This is a genomic window from Psychrobacillus sp. FSL K6-1415, from assembly GCF_038003185.1.
GTDB classification, from domain to species: domain Bacteria; phylum Bacillota; class Bacilli; order Bacillales_A; family Planococcaceae; genus Psychrobacillus; species Psychrobacillus psychrodurans.
In genome coordinates this window covers 3,747,130-3,768,264 of the sequence record NZ_JBBOOQ010000001.1, presented here as the reverse complement: position 1 = coordinate 3,768,264, position 21,135 = coordinate 3,747,130, and the positions used below count along the sequence as shown (strand labels likewise).

Annotated in this window: 17 protein-coding genes; 9 read left to right on the top strand and 8 right to left on the bottom strand. The window is 36.3% G+C overall.

Annotated elements, in window-relative coordinates; translation table 11 throughout:
* Positions 1-141: 141 nt before the first annotated feature.
* Complete coding sequence (locus MKY60_RS18480) at positions 142-942, bottom strand: GNAT family N-acetyltransferase (protein ID WP_340930890.1); 801 nt, start codon at positions 940-942, stop codon at positions 142-144.
* A gap of 159 nt (positions 943-1,101) precedes the next feature.
* Positions 1,102-2,289 (bottom strand): NO-inducible flavohemoprotein, encoded by a 1,188-nt coding sequence (gene hmpA / locus MKY60_RS18475; RefSeq protein WP_340930889.1) that lies wholly within the window; start codon positions 2,287-2,289, stop codon positions 1,102-1,104.
* A gap of 153 nt (positions 2,290-2,442) precedes the next feature.
* On the opposite strand from hmpA, the gene MKY60_RS18470 reads away from it, so the two are divergent.
* The 4 genes from MKY60_RS18470 (at position 2,443) to MKY60_RS18455 (ending at position 6,346) form a co-directional block, all read left to right on the top strand.
* Complete coding sequence (locus tag MKY60_RS18470; protein WP_090566562.1) at positions 2,443-2,892, top strand: RrF2 family transcriptional regulator; 450 nt, start codon at positions 2,443-2,445, stop codon at positions 2,890-2,892.
* A 38-nt stretch (positions 2,893-2,930) separates the two neighbouring features.
* The gene (locus tag MKY60_RS18465; RefSeq protein WP_340930888.1) at positions 2,931-3,860 is read left to right on the top strand and encodes a manganese-dependent inorganic pyrophosphatase; all 930 of its coding nucleotides are present in this window, start codon (positions 2,931-2,933) and stop codon (positions 3,858-3,860) included.
* 337 nt (positions 3,861-4,197) lie between these two features.
* Entirely contained in the window at positions 4,198-4,839 is a 642-nt protein-coding gene (locus tag MKY60_RS18460) for a DsbA family oxidoreductase (RefSeq protein WP_241597956.1), read from the top strand.
* Positions 4,840-4,948: 109 nt separating this feature from the next.
* The gene (locus MKY60_RS18455; RefSeq protein ID WP_241597955.1) at positions 4,949-6,346 is read left to right on the top strand and encodes an alanine/glycine:cation symporter family protein; all 1,398 of its coding nucleotides are present in this window, start codon (positions 4,949-4,951) and stop codon (positions 6,344-6,346) included.
* 68 nt (positions 6,347-6,414) lie between these two features.
* Here MKY60_RS18455 and MKY60_RS18450 read toward each other — a convergent pair whose 3' ends face one another.
* Positions 6,415-6,771, bottom strand: a complete 357-nt coding sequence (locus MKY60_RS18450) for a DUF2500 domain-containing protein (RefSeq protein ID WP_340930887.1) — start codon at positions 6,769-6,771, stop codon at positions 6,415-6,417.
* A gap of 99 nt (positions 6,772-6,870) precedes the next feature.
* On the opposite strand from MKY60_RS18450, the gene MKY60_RS18445 reads away from it, so the two are divergent.
* From MKY60_RS18445 to MKY60_RS18425, 5 genes are all read left to right on the top strand, one after another.
* Positions 6,871-8,403 (top strand): FAD-dependent oxidoreductase, encoded by a 1,533-nt coding sequence (locus MKY60_RS18445; RefSeq protein WP_340930886.1) that lies wholly within the window; start codon positions 6,871-6,873, stop codon positions 8,401-8,403.
* 134 nt (positions 8,404-8,537) lie between these two features.
* Positions 8,538-8,999: a PadR family transcriptional regulator gene (locus MKY60_RS18440; RefSeq protein WP_340930885.1), complete on the top strand. Its 462-nt coding sequence runs from the start codon at positions 8,538-8,540 to the stop codon at positions 8,997-8,999.
* Positions 9,000-9,012: 13 nt separating this feature from the next.
* A complete protein-coding gene (locus tag MKY60_RS18435; RefSeq protein WP_340930884.1) occupies positions 9,013-10,755 on the top strand; it encodes an ABC transporter ATP-binding protein in 1,743 nt (580 codons plus the stop codon).
* Positions 10,748-12,565, top strand: coding sequence for an ABC transporter ATP-binding protein (locus tag MKY60_RS18430; protein WP_340930883.1), 1,818 nt, complete (start codon positions 10,748-10,750; stop codon positions 12,563-12,565). Before MKY60_RS18435 ends, MKY60_RS18430 begins: the two co-directional genes overlap by 8 nt.
* Positions 12,566-12,718: 153 nt before the next feature.
* Complete coding sequence (locus tag MKY60_RS18425; protein WP_090566344.1) at positions 12,719-13,024, top strand: DUF4288 domain-containing protein; 306 nt, start codon at positions 12,719-12,721, stop codon at positions 13,022-13,024.
* Positions 13,025-13,125: 101 nt separating this feature from the next.
* Here MKY60_RS18425 and MKY60_RS18420 read toward each other — a convergent pair whose 3' ends face one another.
* The 5 genes from MKY60_RS18420 to MKY60_RS18400 form a co-directional block, all read right to left on the bottom strand.
* Positions 13,126-13,248 (bottom strand): hypothetical protein, encoded by a 123-nt coding sequence (locus MKY60_RS18420; RefSeq protein ID WP_276517589.1) that lies wholly within the window; start codon positions 13,246-13,248, stop codon positions 13,126-13,128.
* The gene (locus tag MKY60_RS18415) at positions 13,245-14,531 is read right to left on the bottom strand and encodes a helix-turn-helix domain-containing protein (protein ID WP_340930882.1); all 1,287 of its coding nucleotides are present in this window, start codon (positions 14,529-14,531) and stop codon (positions 13,245-13,247) included. The genes MKY60_RS18420 and MKY60_RS18415 overlap by 4 nt, the downstream gene beginning before the upstream one ends.
* Before the next feature lie 663 nt (positions 14,532-15,194).
* The gene (locus MKY60_RS18410) at positions 15,195-17,780 is read right to left on the bottom strand and encodes a polynucleotide kinase-phosphatase (RefSeq protein ID WP_340930881.1); all 2,586 of its coding nucleotides are present in this window, start codon (positions 17,778-17,780) and stop codon (positions 15,195-15,197) included.
* Positions 17,777-19,123, bottom strand: a complete 1,347-nt coding sequence (locus tag MKY60_RS18405) for a methyltransferase domain-containing protein (protein ID WP_340930880.1) — start codon at positions 19,121-19,123, stop codon at positions 17,777-17,779. The genes MKY60_RS18410 and MKY60_RS18405 overlap by 4 nt, the downstream gene beginning before the upstream one ends.
* Positions 19,124-19,284: 161 nt before the next feature.
* The gene (locus MKY60_RS18400) at positions 19,285-21,006 is read right to left on the bottom strand and encodes an ABC transporter ATP-binding protein (protein WP_340930879.1); all 1,722 of its coding nucleotides are present in this window, start codon (positions 21,004-21,006) and stop codon (positions 19,285-19,287) included.
* Positions 21,007-21,135 lie beyond the last annotated feature (129 nt).

Here is a 21,135-nt window from a genome sequence, read left to right as displayed (position 1 = left end):
AATGCTACAAATTCCTTTTCACAGGAAAAGATAGGAAAAACATACTGGATTTCAAGTGAATACAATTTTAACTTTATCCAAATTAATAGACTTCCAAAATTAAATTTTTGGAAGCCTCTTTAGAAATATGTTAAAACGATTTTAAATTTGTTTTCCCATATAGTATTCATCTACAAATTGATCATGAATGATTAATGCGTTTTTTCGTGTACCCTCTAATTCAAAACCAAGCTTTTTATAGAGCTTTTGGGCATTGATATTTTCTTTAATAACAGTAAGTTCTAGCTTTGAAATGCCAGATTCTTTTGCCCATTTTTCACCTTGCAGCATTAGAGAAGAAGCAATTCCTTTCTTAGAAAAGGCTTGTTTGACCCCAATAACCACAGATGCTCGATGTACAGCACGTGGAGCTGGGCCTCCTATAAACTGTACGTAGCCTGCGTATTGTCCGTTCATAATAGCTAAAAGTAGAATAGAGTTCGGTGAAGTTTTCCATGTATTCATGCTTTTACGGATACTTTGAACCGTTAATTGACGATCAGATTTTCCGAATAACATAAAATCTGTTTCTGCAAATATAGTTTCCTGTAAATTAATAAAAGGACGAGCATCTTCTAAATCTGCCTCGCGAATAATCAAAATGTCCTGAGTGTCCTTATCATCAGATGTCCGTTCATCCGTCTCATGCAAAACACTGTGAAAATGAACTGCTTTTCCAAGATCAACGCTTTTTACGGAATATCCGGAATCTGTCCATGCAAAATAATGGAGCGCAGGTGGCTTAGTTTTTTTCCACCAACTACTACTTAAATACGCAGCGTTTGGAAGAACATGTCCAATAATTGCTTCGATTTCAGTGTATGTTAATGTAATTTCTTTGTTAGTGGATTGTTTAAAAAAGTTAGCCAACGGTATGTATTTGCTCTCGGAGTTTTTGGGCATTAGGCATGTTCACTCATTTCTACTTAAGTATGAATTATATCCTAATTATAACATTATTGTTGATAAGTAAACATAACTTTAAATCTATCTATTAGTAAAATTGTTCCTATATTGAAAAAGTGTTACTTCGTATGGAAGTAACACTTTAACATGGAATTATTAAGCTTTTACTAATTCTAATTGCATTGCCGGTCCGAAGAATTCGAAATGAATATTATCATTTGGAACTCCTAGCTCTAATAAGTGATTGATCATAGCTTCCATAAATCCTGCTGGACCACATACATAAACATCGCCGTTTACAATAGCATGTTCTTTTAGAACATCTTTCGTGATAAAGCCATCGCCACTTTCAGAGTAAAGCGCAACATACTTTGCATCATCCATGTTTTCCATCAAAGAGCGAATATCTTTATCAAATGGATGTAAGTTTTCATTACGGGCACTATAGATAAAGGATACAGAACGACTCGGATTGTTTTTCGCAATCGTCTCGAACATACTCATCATCGGTGTGATTCCAACACCACCACTTACGAATGTTACTGGTGTTGTTTTTAATGGATCCAAAATGAAATCTCCTGCTGGAGCAGTAAGTTCTACTTTGTCACCAATATTTACATTATTATGAAGGTGGACAGATACTTTACCCTCCGGATTATTTTCATCCTCTTTTTTAACAGAAATACGGAAAGATTCACTGTCCGTTGCTTTTGATAAACTATATTGTCTATTCATCAAATACTTTTCTCCTGGAATACTTACACGGATCGTGATAAATTGTCCGGGTTCATAAGATGGTAATATAGAACCATCTGCAGGTTTCAAATAGAAAGAAGTGATATTATCGCTTTCTATTACTTTGTCAGCAATAACAAAGTCCTTGAAGAATCTCCAACCACCTTGTTTAGACTCAGTAGCAGTATACATTTCTTCCTCAATGCCGATAAATGCATCTGCAATGACCCCATATGCTTCTGCCCAAGCATTAATAATATCATCTGTTGCTGCATCACCGAGTACTTCTTTAATAGCTCCAAGTAAATGTTCTCCAACAATTGGATAATGTTCTGGTTTAATACCTAAACTAACATGTTTTTGACCAATTTGTTTTACTACCGGAATGATTGCTGCAAGATTATCAATGTGAACAGCAGCAGCATAAACTGTGTTCGCTAGAGCAGTTTGTTGACGACCTTTTGCTTGGTTGGCGTGATTAAATATATTTAATAGTTCTGGATGAGCCTCGAACATATTTTTGTAAAAAGCAGTGGTAATAGCTACACCGTGTACTTCTAAAACAGGTGCTGTAGATTTTACGATATCGATTGTTTTTTGAGATAACATATATACACACGTCCTTTTCATTTGATTACAAACACAATATACTCCTGTAAAATCTTAAAAGCAATATATTAAATACATCTTTAATAAATCAGACACATTTATACCACAATCTTGTCAAAATCGTTATAATAATGGAAGAATGGCGGTGGCAATATGAGAATGACTATGTATACAGATTTCTCACTACGCGTGTTAATATACCTTGGAGCTCAGGAAAAAAATAAACTTTCCACAATTAAAGCTATATCGGAGGCATATGGTATATCAAAAAACCATCTGATGAAAGTGACCCATGAGCTTGGGAAACTTGGCTATATAGATACAGTTAGAGGAAGAGGCGGCGGTATCCGTTTAGCAATGGAACCAGAAGTTATAAATATAGGACAAGTTGTAAGACATACTGAAGACGACTTTCATCTTGTGGAATGCTTTGATTGTCAAACGAATAGTTGTGCTATTACATCAGTTTGTGGATTACGAGCAGCACTCCGTATAGCGCTGAATGCCTATCTACAAGTACTAGATGGATATACATTGGCAGACTTTCTGCACCAAAAGCATAAATTAGCCGAATTACTTTTCGATGACGCTAAGGATGTATGATAAAATATAGTCGGAAATAGATTTTAGGAGGATTATTCATGGAAAAAGTACTCGTTTTTGGACATAAAAACCCTGATACAGACACAATTACATCTGCTATCGTTTATGCGCATTTAAAAAATCAGATTGGTGTAGAAGCGGAGGCAGTGCGTTTAGGCGATTTAAATAATGAAACAATCTTCGCATTAGAAAAATTTGGTTTTGAAGCACCAAGATTAATAGAAAACGTCTCCACAGAAGCAAAAAAAGTTATTTTAGTCGATCACAATGAAAAACAACAAAGTGCAGATGGTATAGAAGAGGTTCAAGTAACAGAAGTAATCGATCATCACCGTATTGCAAACTTTGAAACAGCCGATCCACTATATTACCGTGCAGAGCCAGTAGGTTGTACAGCGACTATTATAAACAAAATCTATAAGGAAAAAGGCATAGAGGTACCTGCAAATATAGCAGGATTAATGCTTTCTGCTATTGTTTCAGATACATTACTTTTTAAATCGCCTACTTGCACAGATGAAGATATAGTAGCTGCAAGAGAGCTAGAGGGAATTGCTGGAGTGGATGTAGAAAAGTATGGGCTTGCAATGTTAAAAGCAGGAGCAGATTTAAGCGATAAGAGCTTAGAGGACCTACTTACACTAGATGCAAAAGAGTTTGGTATGGGTGAATCGAAGGTAGTCATCGCTCAAGTGAACGCGGTTGATGTCAATGATGTGATGAGTCGTCAAGCAGAACTAGAGGAACTAATCACTCGTGAAATCCAAGAAAAAGAATTGGATCTATTCTTTTTTGTCGTAACAGACATTCTAAATAATGACTCTGTAGCACTAGCATTAGGGAAATTAGCATTAAAAGCTGAAGCAGCATTCAATGTGAAGTTTGAAAACAATACTGCACTTCTAAAAGGTGTTGTGTCTCGTAAAAAACAAGTAGTACCTGCCTTAACAGAAGCATTAGCTGATTAAGAAATACTAAAACGATGCAAATTGCATCGTTTTTTCTCTGCAGAGTGCGGACATGTGCTAATTTCTAAAAGCATTTACTTGCTTTGACATGTCGTTTACTTGCGCTCAGGATGAAATTACTTGCTTTCCTCCCACGTTACTTGCGCTGGATGGCTATTTACTTGCTCAAGAAGGGGGGTTACTTGCGAAAAGGAATATTTATCCAATATGAATGTGCCTCTGTCAATCAATAGATTGTGTTTTTTTCACATATAAAGACGAACCATCTAGACGAACAAGCAGTAATTTTGAATTCAAGATTTAATCCTATTACAATATAGAAGAGGTGATGATGAAAATGAAAATTGAAGTTTGGTCCGATTTTGTATGTCCTTTTTGTTATATTGGTAAAAGAAGATTAGAGGAAGCTTTAGAACAAGCTGGTTTTACTTCACAAGCCCAGGTAGAATTTAAAAGCTTTGAATTAGATCCAAATACACCAAAACAATCAGATAGAACTATGTATGAAGTGCTTGCAGAAAAATATGGTTCTACTGTGGAAGCTGCGAAAACGATGACAGCTGGAGTAGTAGAGCAAGCAAAAACTGTAGGACTAGATTATAATTTTGAAGCAATGAAGCCTGCCAATACTTTAGATGCACATCGATTAGTAAAATGGGCATCTGCACAAGGTAAAGCAAAAGAAGCAAATGAGTTATTGCTACATGCATACTTTATCGAGGGGAAAGAAATTGGAAATAATGATGTACTTCTTGATTTAATCGAATCGCTTGACCTATCAAGAGAAGAAGCAGAAAAAGTCTTAAACTCTAAGGAATACTTAGCTGATGTACGTATTGACATTGCTAAAGCAGGGCAAATCGGTGTCCGGGGTGTACCTTTCTTTGTTATAAATGACAAATATGCCATTTCAGGAGCCCAACCAACAGAAACATTTGTTGGTGCTTTACAAAAAGTTGCGGAAGAAGAAGGATTGTAGGTTAAAATAAAATGATGCCCAATTCAACCAATAGGGGAATCCACTATTGGTTTTTCTTATGGAAAAAAGGGTATAGAAAAAAAGTTAACAAGAAATTGGAGGAGAAACTATGGATTGGATTGGAAGTATGGTGGACTCAGTAAATAATGTTCTATGGAGTAATATACTAATCGCCTTGTTAATCATAGCGGGACTTTACTTTACCATTGGGACGAAATTTGTACAATTTCGTTTGTTTGGAGAGATGTTTCGATTGATTGTAGAAAAGAAAGAAGAGAAGGGTGGAGTTTCACCTTTTCAAGCTTTTACAATTAGTACAGCTTCACGTGTTGGGACTGGGAATATTACTGGTGTAGCACTCGCAATTGGTGTTGGTGGCCCAGGGGCTATTTTTTGGATGTGGGTAATTGCTGTAATTGGTATGGCAACTGCTTTTATCGAAAGTACACTTGCACAAGTTTATAAGGTGAAGGACGGAGATACGTTTAGAGGTGGACCGGCGTATTATATGGAGAAAGCATTAGGTACTCGTAAATTAGCTATTATATTTAGTATTTTATTAACGCTGTGTTTTGGTTTTATATTTAATGCGGTTCAGTCTAATACGATATCGGCTTCCGTAGGAGAAGTATTTAATATTCCTCCATATGTAATAGGGATTTTGTTAGTGTTGCTAACGGCAACAATTATTTTTGGTGGTGTACATAGAATTGTTAAGGTGACTCAAATCATTGTGCCAGTAATGGCTATATTTTACTTAATAGTTGCCATATACGTTGTGGTGACTAATTTCTCAGAAATACCTACAGTACTTAGTTTGATCTTTACGGAGGCGTTTGGTCTTCGAGAAGCAGTAGGAGGCACTTTGGGTGCGGCAATCATGCAAGGTGTACGTCGTGGGTTATTCTCCAATGAGGCTGGGATGGGAAGTGTGCCAAATGCGGCAGCTACGGCAAGTATATCTCATCCAGCAAAACAGGGCTTAGTACAAAGTCTTGGAGTATTTTTTGATACGATTATCATATGTTCGGCAACTGCATTCATTATTATTTTGGCAGGTCTCTATAAGACAGGAGAAAGTGATGGAATTGTGTTAACGCAAAATTCGTTGGCAGAACATGTTGGAAGCTGGGCACCATATTTCGTAGCGATAGCTATTATCTTCTTTGCTTTCAGTTCTATAATAGGGAATTATTATTACGGTGAGACGAATATTGAATTTATCAATACACATAAGGGGTGGATGACTGGTTACCGCGTGTTAGTGTTAGCTATGGTCATGTTCGGATCTCTTGCACATGTACAACTAGTTTGGAACTTAGCAGATCTATTCATGGGACTAATGGCGATGCTGAATATTGCTGTGATACTGCTCCTTGGCAAAACAGCATTCCGTGTGCTCAATGATTACACGAAGCAACGAAAAAAAGGAGAAAATCCGGTATTTTATGCAAAAACAATTCCTGGTCTAAAGAACACGGAGTGCTGGGGGGAAGAGGATCGGTGATTTGAAGCGGAATTACAAATACAAGTCATTCACAAAAAACGTGCAGCTCAAATTGAGCATGCACGTTTTTATTTTCTTTCAAAAGAATAATATCTAGTACCTTGGAAGGTTAATACACCAAGATCATCCTCTGCAAGCATCCCATAATCTGAGCCACTAAGATGCAATTCTAAACGATCGCCACTATCAAATTGAAAAGTAACATAGTAGAACGTGGAAGCTGAGCTATCTCCCGCACCACCACTCGTTTTTGAACGTTTAGTCACTACTTGAGCGGGTACAGATAATTTAGGAGAGTTATTGTTTTTATTCCACTGGGAGAGACTTTTAATAATCGTGAAAATAATAATTCCAAATACTACTAAAAATATAGCACCAACAAATATAGGTATACCACCAGCAAAAAATAAACCAAAATTATCCATGTACATACCCCTTACTAAAAACTGTTTTTCTGTTATACGCAAAATATTGAATAAAGTTTCAACAATAGATAGACACTGTAGAAAAAGGAGGAAATACAATTGTCAGATCAAATTTTACCTAAGGAATCTAAATCCTACTGGAGAGCAACTAATGACTTTCCACTATTCCCTAAAATAAATGATAATATCGAAACGGATATTGTTATTGTCGGTGCTGGACTTACTGGAATTACCGCAGCTTATTTGTTGAGTAGTAGCGGTCGAAAGGTGATAGTAGTAGAGGGGAGTCGAATATTGGTAGGAACTACAGGATTCACAACTGCCAAGGTGACTGCGCAGCATGGCCCTATCTATCAGCAACTAATTACTACCTTTGGGGAAGAGAAGGCACGGTTATACTATGATGCAAATACTGAGGCTAAAGAATTTATCAAACAGACAATCGAGCAACTAGGCATACACTGCGACTATGAAACAATGTCTGCCTATATTTATGCAGATACCGAGGTTGGTATAGAAAAAGTGGAAAAGGAAATGGAGGCATACAACTCTCTTGGCATAGAAGGAGCAACCTTGACGAAGGATACGGGACTACCTTATACAGTGAAGCAAGCGCTTAAGTTAGAAGACCAAGGTCAATTCCATCCAATAAAATATGCAAAGGCATTAATGGATAAAGCAATAGAGAATGGTGTGCAATTTTTTGAGGAGTCTCGCGCTAAAACTATAAAATCGAATACAGTAGAATTGATGGAAGGCCAACTTATACGTGCAAACAAAGTATTAGTATGTAGTCATTTCCCTTTTAATGATGGAGATGGATTATACTTTGCACGAATGCATTCAGAACGTTCCTATGCTCTGGCTTCTATCGCACCGTCTAATTATCCAAAGGGAATGTATATAAATGTGGAGAAGCCCACTAGATCAGTACGAACTGCACTAGGTAATGATGGAAAAAGGTATTTGATGATTGGTGGAGAAGGTCATGTAACAGGTCGATTCGAAGGCGATACAAATGAAAATTATGAAAACCTCGCAGCTTTTGGACGAGAACAGTTTAAAGTGAAAAATTATGATTATCGCTGGTCTGCTCAGGATTTAGTCACTTTAGATCAACTGCCATATGTTGGTGAGATGACTGCAGGAAAGTCAGATGTATTAGTTGCAACAGGATATGCAAAATGGGGGATGACCAACAGTATAGTTGCCGCAAGCATCATGAGTGATCTTGTGCTGGAAAGGGATAACCGATATATAGAACTTTATAATCCAGCCCGTTCTAAACTGAAAAAAGAAGATATAACAAGCTTTGCAAAGACGAATGCAAGTGTTGCAAAGGAACTAGTTAAAGGAAAAACAGAGTTGGTAGATTTAAAGCTAGAGGATATACAATCCGGTAGTGGAGATATAATAATGATGGATGGTAAAAAGGTAGGGGCTTATAAAGACGATCAGGGAAAAGTATACCTTGTTAAACCTGCTTGTACACATATGGGCTGTAATGTTTCCTTTAATAATGCGGAAAGTTCATGGGATTGCCCATGTCATGGTTCAAGATTTAGTTATAAAGGGGACGTACTAGAAGGACCTGCATTTGAACCATTAGAAAAAGTTGAATACGTCGATTAATAGTAATTGGAAGATATGATTCCATAATAGTCTGATCACAGGGGAGTTACCTAAATTATATTGGGTAACTCTTTTACTATTGTTATTAATCGATATATCGATTAATATTATCGATATATAAGGAGTTGTTTTACATGAAAAAACGTAGAGGATTTATTCAAATGGCCATCTTGCATCTTTTGGAGGAAGCACCGATGCATGGATATCAAATAATAAAGGAATTAGAAATTAGGTCGGGAGGACATTATTCTGCCAGTGCGGGAACAGTATACCCGGCACTTCAAGAATTGTTGGAGAAGGAAATGATAGAACTCGAACCTTCCTCCGATAAAAAGACTTATTGCATTCAAGAAAAGGGAAAAATTCGATTGCAGGAGTTTGCAAAAAGTAAAGAAGGTGCATTTTGGAGCAACTGGGAGGACCGGTGGAGCTGGCAAAACTCTGAAGAAGCTATTCGTTTAAAGGAGATTATCGATTTGTGGGAGGTGGAGCTTAGAAAAGCGATAAAGAAAAGCCGAAACACTCCCGAGAATTCGCCAAAACTTATTGCATTTATGAAAGAAATAACAGAGAGATTACAGACAGAGAACTATTAGGGAGTGAGATAATATGAAGTCCTTTAGGGAATTACTTCCTTATGTTAAACCATATATGCTTTTTGCTATTTTAGCACCAATTTTTATGTGTATTGAAGTGGCTATGGATTTATTATCCCCGACAATCATGCAACATATTATTGATGATGGTATTGCTAATGATGACACAGCTTATGTAGTAAAACTTGGTATTTTAATGCTTGTAGCTGCAGTAATTGGGCTGATAGGTGGAGTAGGTTGTACTATATATAGTACTAGAGCAGCAGTAAATTTTGCGGCTGATATTCGAAGAGATGTTTTCAAAATGACAGAGAAGTTTTCAAGTAAAAATATGGACAATATTGGTGTGGGAAAATTAATAACGATTGTGACGAATGACATAACTGCTGTCCAACAAGCACTTATGATGACACTTCGTGTTTTTGTAAGAGGGCCGCTATTATTTATAGGAGCAGTAACGATTGTTTGGTTTACCGCTAGAGAGCTATTCCCTGTACTATTGGTTGTTATTCCCATACTAATTGTGTTAATCTACTTTTTCTCTTATAAAACAGGAAAATTATTTGCAAGAGTACAAAAAGCTATAGACAAAGTTAATACGAAGCTTCAAGAAACGTTTGCGGGTATACGTGTGATTAAAGCATTCAATCGACAAGATTACGAGATAAAAGCATTTAAACGTGTAAATGAAGAGTTAACGAAACGCAATATGTCGGCAGAACAGGTGATTCTTACACTAATGCCCGTTATGCTATTTATCGTTAATATTGGTGTAGTAATTGGGATGTGGATGGGTGCTATAAAAGTAAATGAGGGAACGTTAGAGGTCGGAGTTATTTTAGCGTTCACCAACTATTTAACGATTATTATGAACGGGCTGGTATCTAGTAGTCATGTATTAATGCAAATTACGAGGTCGTTCACATCTGCTGGTCGAATTCATCAAGTTTTGGAAACAAAAATTGATATAACTGATCCTACAACTCCTGTATCGGATAATAATATCGAAGGCGAAGTAGAGTTTAAATCGGTCTACTTTAGCTATAGTAAAAATGGAGAATATGTATTAAAGGATATTTCCTTTCAAGTGAATAGTGGCGAAACTATTGGAATTATAGGACAAACAGGGAGTGGGAAGTCAACGCTCATTAAACTACTTCCTCGATTGTATGACCCAGATTTAGGAGAGGTATTAATCAACGGGATAAATATAAAAGAGTATACTATTGAGAATTTACGAGAGTCAATTGGGTTTGTACCGCAGAATGCAAAGTTATTTGCAGGGTCAATAGCAGAGAATATACGCTTTGGAAAAGAAGAAGCTACCTTAGAAGATATGGAAAAAGCGACAAACTCAGCAGCGGCAAGTGAGTTTATAGAAAAATTAGAAGACCAATTTGCACATGAGCTTATGCAAGGAGCGACCAATTTGTCAGGAGGACAAAAACAACGATTATCCATGAGTCGTGCATTCATACGTCAACCCAAAATATTAGTTTTAGATGATTCAACTTCAGCTATAGATGCAATATCTGAAGTTCAGGTACAGCAAGCGCTTGGACAGTATTTATCGGATACAACTGTATTCATCGTATCATCCAAAGTCTCTTCTATTATAAATGCCGATCGAATTCTTGTAATGGAAGATGGAATGATCGTAGCGAGTGGTACCCATGAAGAGCTGCTTGTAGCGAGTGAGGTTTATCGAAGTATTTATGCAACGCAAAGTGGAAAGGGGGTCCTTTCCTATGAGTAAGGCTTCAGCTAAACCTGTCTCTAGTGCAATAGGCCGTGCAAGAGGCCCAAGAGGCTTTGGTGGACCAGTAGAGAAAGCAAAAGATAAAAAAGGTACGATAAAACGAATCTGGCGATATATGGAGAAACAAAAAATTGCTATCGTATTTTCGATTATATTAGTAATAATATCTACTCTATTAAACTTGTTAGTTCCTTATATGATTGGTGTAACCATTGATGAGTATATAATTCCTAAGGATATGGAAGGAACAATACGCTTCTTAGTAATACTAGCAATTGTGTATACAGCTGCTGCTGCGTTTACTTGGCTACAGAATTTTTTAATGGTCCGAGTATCCTTGAAAACGATTAGGTCATTACGACAAGATTTATATGAAAAGTTTCAAACTCTGTCTTTGCGGTTTTTCGATAAACGTACTCATGGAGATCTTATGAGTCGCGTTACGAACGATATTGAAAGCCTGAATAACGCATTAAGTCAAAGTGTAATTCAAATTATTTCTACTGTAATGATGGTGACAGGTGTAACGATAGCGATGTTTCTGCTTAACTGGGTGTTAGCAATAGTGTCACTGTTAGTAGTACCATTAGTTATTTTCACAACGAAAAAAATTATCACGTATAGTAGTAGCAACTTCATCAAAAGACAACGTGATTTAGGTGAGCTAAATGGTTTTATAGAAGAAGCCATTTCAGGAAATGAAGTAATTACACTTTTTGGGCAAGAAGAAAAGAATTTCAACAAATTCTCGCTTGTCAATGAAAGACTACGGCACTCGGCAACCGCAGCTGATACTGTCTCCGGATTTCTAGGGCCTATCAACAACTTTATCAACAATTTAGGTCTTGCATTAATTATCGGAATTGGAGCTGTGATGACTGTACAAGAATTGGCAACAGTCGGTATAATTGCAGCTTTTGTAAATTATTCACGACAATTCTTTAGACCAATTAATCAGCTTTCAACTTTATTGAATACCTTTCAGTCTGCTATAGCAGGAGCGGAGCGAGTATTTGAAATAATGGATGAGACTCCCGACCTTCAAGATCAGGAGAGCATAATTACAATAGATGCTTTAAAAGGGGACGTTAAATTTTCTAATGTTCATTTTTCATATGAGACTGGAAAACCTATCTTAAAGGATATTAGCTTCGAGACAAAAGTAGGAGAAAAGATTGCCTTAGTAGGTCCAACAGGATCCGGGAAAACAACAATTATTAATTTGCTCATGCGGTTTTATGAGATTAACTCTGGGGAGATTGAAATTGATGGGATATCAATTCGGGATTATCAAATAAGTAAGCTTCGTGAAAAAATTGGTGTTGTTTTACAAGATACCTTTCTATTTTCAGGTTCTATTTTAGAAAATATTCGCTACGGCAGACTTGAGGCAAACGATGAAGAGGTAGTAGAAGCTGCTAAACTGGCATCTGCTCATAGGTTTATCAAGCATTTACCTGATAAGTATGATACGCAAGTTACTGGCAATGGGTCTAATTTAAGCCAGGGACAGCGACAGTTATTAGCGATTGCACGTGCTATTTTAGCTGATTCAGATATATTAATTTTAGATGAAGCAACTTCAAGCATCGATACGAAAACGGAGATAGATATACAGCAAGGACTAAATAGACTTTCGGAAGGCCGTACTAGTTTTGTCATAGCCCATCGCTTAAAAACAATAGAAAATGCGGACAAAATTCTAGTCATACATCACGGTGAACTAATTGAAGCTGGAACGCATAAAGAACTTCTAAATAAACGAGGATTCTATTATGAACTATATGAAAGTCAGTTTAATATTTGAACTAACATAAATAAAGTTTAATATTATATGTATTTATGAAAGTAAGAACAAAAAACATGTTTTAAGTACGCTGTTTAGGTTATACTTTCACACATGAAATATATAGCATTCCGTGTGCTCACATAATACAGTAATAAGTAAGAGGTGAGCACAATGTATAAAATTTTTTCTGTTAAACTATTGTTCGAACATATTTCTTCAACTGATACTATGTCAAACAAAATATATGAAGAGACTATTAATATCATTCGGGCTGTAAAATTAGAGGATGTTGATCGTCTAGTTAAGGCTCACTATAAAGATGTCACCTATAAAAACATCTTTGGTGAAGACACGACGATAAAGCTCGCAATGATTCTTGATGTATTTGAGCTAGTGGATAATATTGAAGAATCCTTGGAGTTTGTAGAGGTATATAGTCAACATATTATACTAGATGAAGAAGTGACGGTTGAATAAGAGATCATAGAGGCAGTTCAATTTAATAATTAAAAACGAGTCCATCTACGGAAGAGGACTCGTTTTTATGTTTCCTAAACCTGTTTCCCAATACGTTTTGGTTAGATAAAATCGCCAACAGAAGTGATTTTTGGCTTGTCGTCTTCTGCAAGATGATTTGAACTCAAAACCGGTAGTGTGAATAGAACGAAACAAAGTAGAACTCCAAATACAACTTTCTTCATGACAATTCCTCCCAACTAGATACTTTTGATTGCTTCAAATGAAAATGAAAACCTAAATCATAGTAAATTGAAGCTTGTTTATATTGTTTAGTTTCAGCTAATCGCTTAGCTAAAACGTGGCAATAAATCATACAATTTTTATAGTCCTGCTTACCACTGAAATAATCCAAAGCTTTCTTAAAAATAGCGATAATCTCTTGTTTCTCCAGTAATATCGCTCCATATACGGAGAAGTGGTTTGTATAAAGATCCTTCTTGCTATTGGATAGGTGCTCGGATATCTCTAGCCCCTTTTGTAGCCATACTAATGCATTCTGTATATCACCGTTTTTGTGATATTCCTTCAAAATAGATAAAATAGTCACAACTTTATCATCAGGGAAATGTTTAGCATCTAAACTATAAAAAAAGTGCTGCAATGCTTGATGAGAATCTTTTTGTAGCGAGTAACAGGAACCTAAATTATGTTCAATCATGCCATTAAACTCAGAGGATTCTATTTTTGAATTGATATCTCTAGCTCTTTCAAAAGTAGCGAGAGCTTCCTTTAAGAGTCCTGTATTCTTTTGTGCAATCCCTAAGATTATTAAACACTCAATCGATCGTTCTATTAAAATCTCTTGATTGAAATATGAAATTGCTTCCTTTACATAATCAATAGCTAGAATGTAGCGGGATTCAGATAAAAGTGATAACCCAGATATGTAATATAGTTCTGCCATCTCCCAGTCGTCCATTCGAAATCCTTTGATCAACTGAAAGACTTCCTTAAAAATTTGAGATGCTTGGCTAAACTGATTATCTTGATAGGCAGTGATACCTTGAATCGTGTAGAGGTAAAATAACTGTTCAATTGTCATTTCTTTTTTGAATTCTTTCAAAATGTGGATATTATTTTTCATATCCAATACCTCAGGAAGCATAACCATTAGGCGAGCTTCTAATAAAAGTAACGTTAGTCGTTCTTCATCTAATGGATGTTCCTCGATATAAAGATGAATTTCGGAAAGAAGCTCTTTAGCAAGCTTTTTGTCTCGTGAATTTAGAATCTGCTTGAACCGTATTTTAAACTGAACAATTTTCTTTTCATTTCGATTACCATTCAACGAGTCTAACGAAATATTCAATCTCATCAGAATATGATGCTTTATGTCTTCACTTGGAATGACTAATCCGTTTTCGATTCTACTCAAATAAGAGGGGACACAAATACCAATAGCCAATGCCTCTTGCTTTATATTCTGTCTCTGCCGCTCTAACTTGATCAATTGTCCTAGGTTCATCTAACCTACACCCCCTTCTAAGCCAAAGAAAAGGAAAACAAATCCAATTATATTACTAATATACCATATTATAGTTATAAAACCATAGAAAGCAAACATTATGAAAGTAGTTTTTAAAAACTACTGAAAATCGACATTTTTTACAAGCTACTTTCACAGATGAAGTATTTAATATGGAAAAGAACAGTTCTTTACATAATTAACTCAGATAATAAAATCCAATTAGGCTAGACAAAATACTCTATAAATTTTTTTAATAGTAAGATTACTTAAATAGCACTATAGATTTCCAATTCACGTGGATGCTTTCCGCGGGTGAGCGGTGAGCTATCGCCGTCACTTTGGTATCTCGTTTGTCACACTCATCCCACTGGAGTCGCCACCTGTAACGAAAATCAATCATTATGTAGTACTCTAAATTAAGACTCTGCATAGCTTATCTCCTAGATAAGATTAGAGAAATTTTAGAGTGTGAAGATTAATGAAAAAAAGAGACTGGTCGTGACGTCAGTCACTATAGAAAAATCCATGTCTCTTCAAAACCTTTTGAAAATAATATAACAAGTTTTTTATTAAAGGACTGGGTACCTTTTTTTGTCTCTAATTTTCCTTAAGTACAACAATATTTGCATATTAGTAATTTCAAGGAACTTTGTACATATATTATAATCTTGGATCCACTGGATCTGACTCCATTGCTAAAGTAGCTAAAACGCATTCATGGACTCGTTCAATTGAGTCACCATTGACGAAACGTTGTACGCCTTCTATACCTAATGCAAATTCCTTTAGTGCAAGTTTTTGTTTTTTTACTGTATTTCGTTTCTTCAATCGCTCTAAGTTTAGAGGACTTAAATAATCCATTCCATAGATGATGTGCAAATATTTGCGACCTCTTACTTTAATAGCTGGCTGTATTAGCTTTCCTCTATATGTTGGTATATAAAACTCAGGCTTAATGACGATTCCCTCATGTCCATTTTTTGTAATTTCTTCCCACCAAGTGGTTACTTCCTGTTCACTCACTGTATCAGAAATAATTTTATATTCAGTTGTCACAAAAAGGGATGAACCTTCAGCAAATTCCTTATTCATTTCCATATGCCATGTATGCGGTTTATGAAAGAATGTTTCATTACTGTGTGCAAGCACATGAAACGGTGCAATTTGAATGGTATCCGTACCTTCAATATCCCAGCAGTACTTTTGAAACACTTCTTTAAACGTCTCTGCATTCTCGAGTTTTCCTTCGTATTCTATTAGCCATTTCTTTACATCCACATGTTCAGAATTACTTAGTTTTTCTACTATTTTCTTTCGATCTAAAATTGCATTTTCCGAAACATGTGCATATTGACTGCTAATCAGTTCTTTCGCTTTTAAATTCCAAGGCATAATCTCTGCATCTAATAGTACATAGTTCGTTTCATACTTGCCAAAGTATCCTTTTCGAGTCAACTCTTCCTTTAACTTCCTTAGAACTTTTTGTTCTGTTAGCTTATCAAAAAATCTCCTACCCTTCCTCGTGTAGATTACCCCATCGATATCCAAACCGATAGACTTTTTCGCTGATTCTTTATCCTTAAACAAAAGCAGTATTGCACGACTCCCCATATGCTTCTTCTCGGCGATCAACGTTTCAATCCCGTGACTCCGATAATACTCAATCGCCTCTTTTGGGTGCTCTAAGAAATCTGTAAGCTTTGAAGTTTCCGGAGTAGGACTCATTGTTGGTGGAATATAAAGTAATTGTTCAATCGGCACTGTATAATGAGATATTGTGTCTATAGCAGACTTAACGATATTTTGAGGAACCTTAATATTTCCTAATTGTTCAGTCTGTACAGAATATCCTTCGATAAACTTCTCAATATTTGGTGCATCAAAACGTTTCTTTTCCCATTCCTTCAAAGGATTATCTATAGCACCAGAATAATTATGTAGAGCTTCAACAGAAATGAATCTCTTTTCTGGATATTGAAACGCCGTAAGCTTCCCACCAAAAACAACGCCTTGATCGATATTAACCGTGTTATTTACCACAAAAGGTTGGGGTTTTGTGTCGTGTCCCCAAATAATAACGATACTTCCTTTATGATGGACAAACCAATCACTCCGGATAGGCTTTCCATTTTCATTCAATTCACTTGAATCTCCATATCGACAAAAGTCTTGGACATCGGGTGATTGTTTGCCAATAAACTCGTCTTTGATACCAGCATGAGTACACACAGCAGTAGGTACACCATTTTTCATTAAAACATAGTGAGAAGGGGCACTTAGAAGGAAATTTTTCAAAACTTCCTTTGTTTGAGTAGTCTTTTCGCTCCCGTAAGCCTTCTCATACTCTTTAAATTCCTGTTCTACCTTCTCGTCCCCATAATTTAAAGTTACACTACGTCCTTCAAGCCAGCGGGCAATTTTCCAACCGTGGTTGCTGTCCGTCATATAGGCTACGCCCTGTTCGACATGTCGTTGGAAAAACAGCATAGTTTTTAATGATTCTGGTCCTCTGCTCATTACATCCCCAACAGACATAAACTTTCTACCATCAGGATGGAGATATAAGGCCTCATCATTTTCCTCGTAACCAAGACTTTTCAAAAGAATAATAAATTCATCATAGCAGCCATGTATATCACCAATTAGATCAATACCATGTTCTACATCGATCAATAGTGGATAATCCATACGTACAAGCTCAATATCTTCATCAGCATTGATGAAATAAGTTGATTTGAATCCTTCTTTTTTTATAAAACGTTTTTCACGCTTTAAATTTTGGTATTGTTGTTTTACTTTTTTCTTTCCACGAGAATTTTCCCGTTGTTCATCACGTTCAAGTAATGTTTCTTGCGGAGTGTCTAAAACAACTGCGACAATTGGTACATGGTGTTTTTGTGCTAAGGCTATATATCTTTTTCGGTCATCTGCGAAAAGATGTGTAGCATCTATAAACGTTAACCTATTTAATCGACATCTTGCTTCGATAACATTATCCATCATATGGAAGGCTTCTTCTGATATTGCATGGTATTGGTCGTAAAGACTATCTGCTTCGTCTTTCGGCCTGCCTGTCCATTGTATAAAATTTGTATCACTTACAACTAATCGATACTCATCAGAACTAATTACTTCAGACGGTTGAATACTTTCTTCACGAATCCAGTTGTTCAATAATGTTGTTTTTCCACTATTAGATGCACCGATTAGGAGGACAATGCCTGAATTGGGTACTGTAATTTTCATGAATGATTCTCCTTCCTGGTAAACGTGCACATTTGAGTAGGGAAACCATACGTTTCATCCTCATTGCCGATCCCTTCGAAAGTTAGTACATAACGTTCAGAGTGATTCATACGCAGACACCATTCCTTAAATTCTTCTCTCGACCATTCAAATCGATGATCATTATGACGCAAGGACTCAGTCATTTCATAAACATGATTGTATTCTTTATTTGGTGTGGTAATGATTATAGAAGATGGATAATATTGTTGTAAAATTAGATCCATTGCTTTCGGTAATCTTTCTTCATCGATATGTTCAATAACTTCGCATAATATGATGACATCTTTGTTTTTCAAGCGTTCATCGAAGTAAAAAAGAGAGCCCCAAATCATTATTGGCTCGACATAACCTTTTTTATCCTTTAACTTTTCAAATCGTTTTTGTGCTTTAGATCTTGCTGTTTCACTTGGTTCAACTGCAAAAATTTCCTGTACCCCTTCAACAAAACCAAGCTGAGCAGATAGTTTGCCTTCTCCTGATCCAAAATCGACAATCGTATTTTTCACAGGTAGTTTTTTAACTAAATCCACAATTTTTTCGTAACGAAGCTCATTGAGTCGTATAGGATGTATTTGCTTATCAGAATTATCTTGTTCTTCCAGTTGGCTATAAATTTCCTTAAAACGTAAGGCTTTTCGAATGATAAATTCTTTCTGTGGATGATCTTCAAGCCATCCCTCGCCATATCGTTTAAGCATTTCAATTTCTGATTCATCTATAAAATAATGTTTATAGTTATCCAACACCGGAATGAGTAAAAATAGTTGTTGGAGGCCCTTTTGAAGTGAGGTGTGACCAGATAATGTGATATAACATGCAGAACTCTTTTCTTTTAGATGAAAGGAATAATCCGTTTCTGCGTATTCTATATTGCCATCATAACCCAACGGCTCAAAAAGGTTACGAGTATCCTGTTCGCTTAACTCAGTTGCAACTGGACCAAAACTAAAAACAAAAGGAAAACGGTGATCCACCCACTTTATATATTCTTCTTTTGGTTGCCCGTTTAATGCAGTGCCAAGGGCGGATCGGATGAGTGATATGAATATGCTGCTAACTGCAAATTCTCGATCGTTAATATAATGAGTGATATCATATGCATTGGAAGAATGATTTACAAGTACCAGTGGATCTGGTGTTAAGAAAATTGTCAGCTCAAGCTCTGTTTCAGTCACTACATTATAAAACATTCTAATGTAATGGCCTTTATGGTTCCGTTCATAAATATTATTGGGATTTTTAGCAAGCAGATATGTAATAACCTCTACATTTTCACCAGTTGCTCTAATTGTTAGTTGCATAATGGCCCTCCATATTAGTTATTAAAACTTTTCTCTCTTGGTTGTTAGTTATAATAACACAGAATAGTTGTGAAACTCGAGTTGTAGAGGCTTATTTGAGTCTTAACGAATAAAACTCCAATGTGCCAAGTCTAATGACTGTGCTCATTGGAGTTTCTAATTCAAGATAGTCCTTGCCCATGTGTAAATTCTTTATATAGTTCGTGTTTGGCAAGAAGCTCTTCGTGTGAGCCACTTCCCGAGATTTTCCCTTGTTCTAGGAAGAATATTTGGTCAGCATGAACAATTGTTGCTAGTCTATGTGCAATGATTAATGTAGTTCGCCCTTTCATGAGACGTTCTAATGCCTCTTGTACGGAAGCTTCTGAGCCACTATCTAAGTTGGAAGTTGCTTCGTCTAATAATAATATTTTGGGATCATGTAAGAGAGCACGAGCAATTGCGATACGTTGACGTTGTCCACCAGAAAGTTTGATACCACGTTCTCCAACGAGTGTATCGTATTTGTCCGGCAATTCCTCTATGAAATCAACTGCGTTAGCTGCTTTAGCTGCTTGGATGATGTTATCCATTGGAGGGGTTTCTGACATGCCATAAGTCATATTCGATAAAATTGTACCGCTCATTAAAGGACTTTCTTGTGAAACATAGCCCATTTTAGAACGCCAAGAGAATAAAGAGAGATCGGTAATTGGTTTTTGATTGAACAGAATTTTCCCTGAATCAGGCTCGTAAAACCTCTCAAGCAATGAAAAAATCGTCGTTTTACCACCACCACTTGGACCGACAAATGCTGTGACAGTACCAAGTCTTGCTTCAAAAGAAATACCATCAATCACTTTTTTATCAGGGCCATACGAAAAGTGAACGTCTTCGAAAGCCACTATACCATCCTCTAATGGCTGTTTAGCTTCTAGTTCTACTGCTTCACTATCCATATAGAATATTTCCTGGATACGTTCCGTTGCTCCAACTGCTTTTTGGAAAGAGGTGAAAAATGTTGCCATCTGTGCAAAGGGAACAATAATATTCACTAAGTAAAAGATAATCGCAACGAGATCTCCAGCAGATAGGACTCCTTTAGATACTTGTAAACCTCCATAGCCTAAAATGACGACTAAAATTGCCATCATAATGAGCGTCATAAAAGGGGAGATGAACGCTTGTATTTTTGCTTCTTTCAAGCCAAATTTATAGAGATTTTGAATGGCTTCGCTACCACTAACAGTTTCCGTTTTCTCAGCTCGGTAAGATTTGACTAACCGTATTTCAGATAGCACTCGTCCTAAAAGTCCGGAAAACGAAGCCATTTCTTTTTGAGTAGCTTTTGAAACTTTATGCATCATTGTACCGAGTGGCATCATGATTGCCATGCTCAGGGGCACACTAATTAGCATAATCAGCGTCATTTTCCAATCAATAAAAAATAAGATAATAACTGAACCGATAATTGTAATAATTCCAGACACGAAATTTACTAAATGATCTGTAATAAGTGATTTCAACGTTGTCGTATCCTGTGTAATACGACTCATCGTTTCACCACTTTCATTTTGATCATAGTAGAGAACAGGTAGATGAAGTACTTTGCTCCATAGTTTCGTACGAAGGTCCGCAACGATAAATTCTCCAATATAGGATAATAAATAAAAAGAGAATCCACCGGAAATCGCCTGCAAGAGGAATACGACCAGTAATACGCCAATCATTTTCCAATTAAAAGCAGTAGTTGTTAACGTATCAACTAAATCTTTTGTTACAAGAGGTACGATTAATCCAATAACTGTGCTTAATAGGGATAGAACAACCGCTATAATTGTTATCTTTACTGGCCATTTTAGACTTTTAAGTAATTGGAAAAAACCTTTGGTAGATGTTTGCATAGTAGGCTCCTATTTCGTTTAGTAGATACCTATAGTGTAATCGATGGACACGTAAAGTTGCGACTGAGAAGAATTGAAGTGAAGTCTTATTGATAAAAAACAATCGTGCAGAATGAAATCAGCACGATT

What these genes read in the sequence shown, in the direction of transcription:
- MKY60_RS18480 (WP_340930890.1), bottom strand. Translation starts at nt 942, where the DNA reads ATGCCCAAAAACTCCGAGAGCAAATACATACCGTTGGCTAACTTTTTT.
- hmpA (WP_340930889.1), bottom strand. Translation starts at nt 2,289, where the DNA reads ATGTTATCTCAAAAAACAATCGATATCGTAAAATCTACAGCACCTGTT.
- MKY60_RS18470 (WP_090566562.1), top strand. Translation starts at nt 2,443, where the DNA reads ATGAGAATGACTATGTATACAGATTTCTCACTACGCGTGTTAATATAC.
- MKY60_RS18465 (WP_340930888.1), top strand. Translation starts at nt 2,931, where the DNA reads ATGGAAAAAGTACTCGTTTTTGGACATAAAAACCCTGATACAGACACA.
- MKY60_RS18460 (WP_241597956.1), top strand. Translation starts at nt 4,198, where the DNA reads ATGAAAATTGAAGTTTGGTCCGATTTTGTATGTCCTTTTTGTTATATT.
- MKY60_RS18455 (WP_241597955.1), top strand. Translation starts at nt 4,949, where the DNA reads ATGGATTGGATTGGAAGTATGGTGGACTCAGTAAATAATGTTCTATGG.
- MKY60_RS18450 (WP_340930887.1), bottom strand. Translation starts at nt 6,771, where the DNA reads ATGGATAATTTTGGTTTATTTTTTGCTGGTGGTATACCTATATTTGTT.
- MKY60_RS18440 (WP_340930885.1), top strand. Translation starts at nt 8,538, where the DNA reads ATGAAAAAACGTAGAGGATTTATTCAAATGGCCATCTTGCATCTTTTG.
- MKY60_RS18435 (WP_340930884.1), top strand. Translation starts at nt 9,013, where the DNA reads ATGAAGTCCTTTAGGGAATTACTTCCTTATGTTAAACCATATATGCTT.
- MKY60_RS18430 (WP_340930883.1), top strand. Translation starts at nt 10,748, where the DNA reads ATGAGTAAGGCTTCAGCTAAACCTGTCTCTAGTGCAATAGGCCGTGCA.
- MKY60_RS18425 (WP_090566344.1), top strand. Translation starts at nt 12,719, where the DNA reads ATGTATAAAATTTTTTCTGTTAAACTATTGTTCGAACATATTTCTTCA.
- MKY60_RS18420 (WP_276517589.1), bottom strand. Translation starts at nt 13,248, where the DNA reads ATGAAGAAAGTTGTATTTGGAGTTCTACTTTGTTTCGTTCTATTCACA.
- MKY60_RS18415 (WP_340930882.1), bottom strand. Translation starts at nt 14,531, where the DNA reads ATGAACCTAGGACAATTGATCAAGTTAGAGCGGCAGAGACAGAATATA.
- MKY60_RS18410 (WP_340930881.1), bottom strand. Translation starts at nt 17,780, where the DNA reads ATGAAAATTACAGTACCCAATTCAGGCATTGTCCTCCTAATCGGTGCA.
- MKY60_RS18405 (WP_340930880.1), bottom strand. Translation starts at nt 19,123, where the DNA reads ATGCAACTAACAATTAGAGCAACTGGTGAAAATGTAGAGGTTATTACA.
- MKY60_RS18400 (WP_340930879.1), bottom strand. Translation starts at nt 21,006, where the DNA reads ATGCAAACATCTACCAAAGGTTTTTTCCAATTACTTAAAAGTCTAAAA.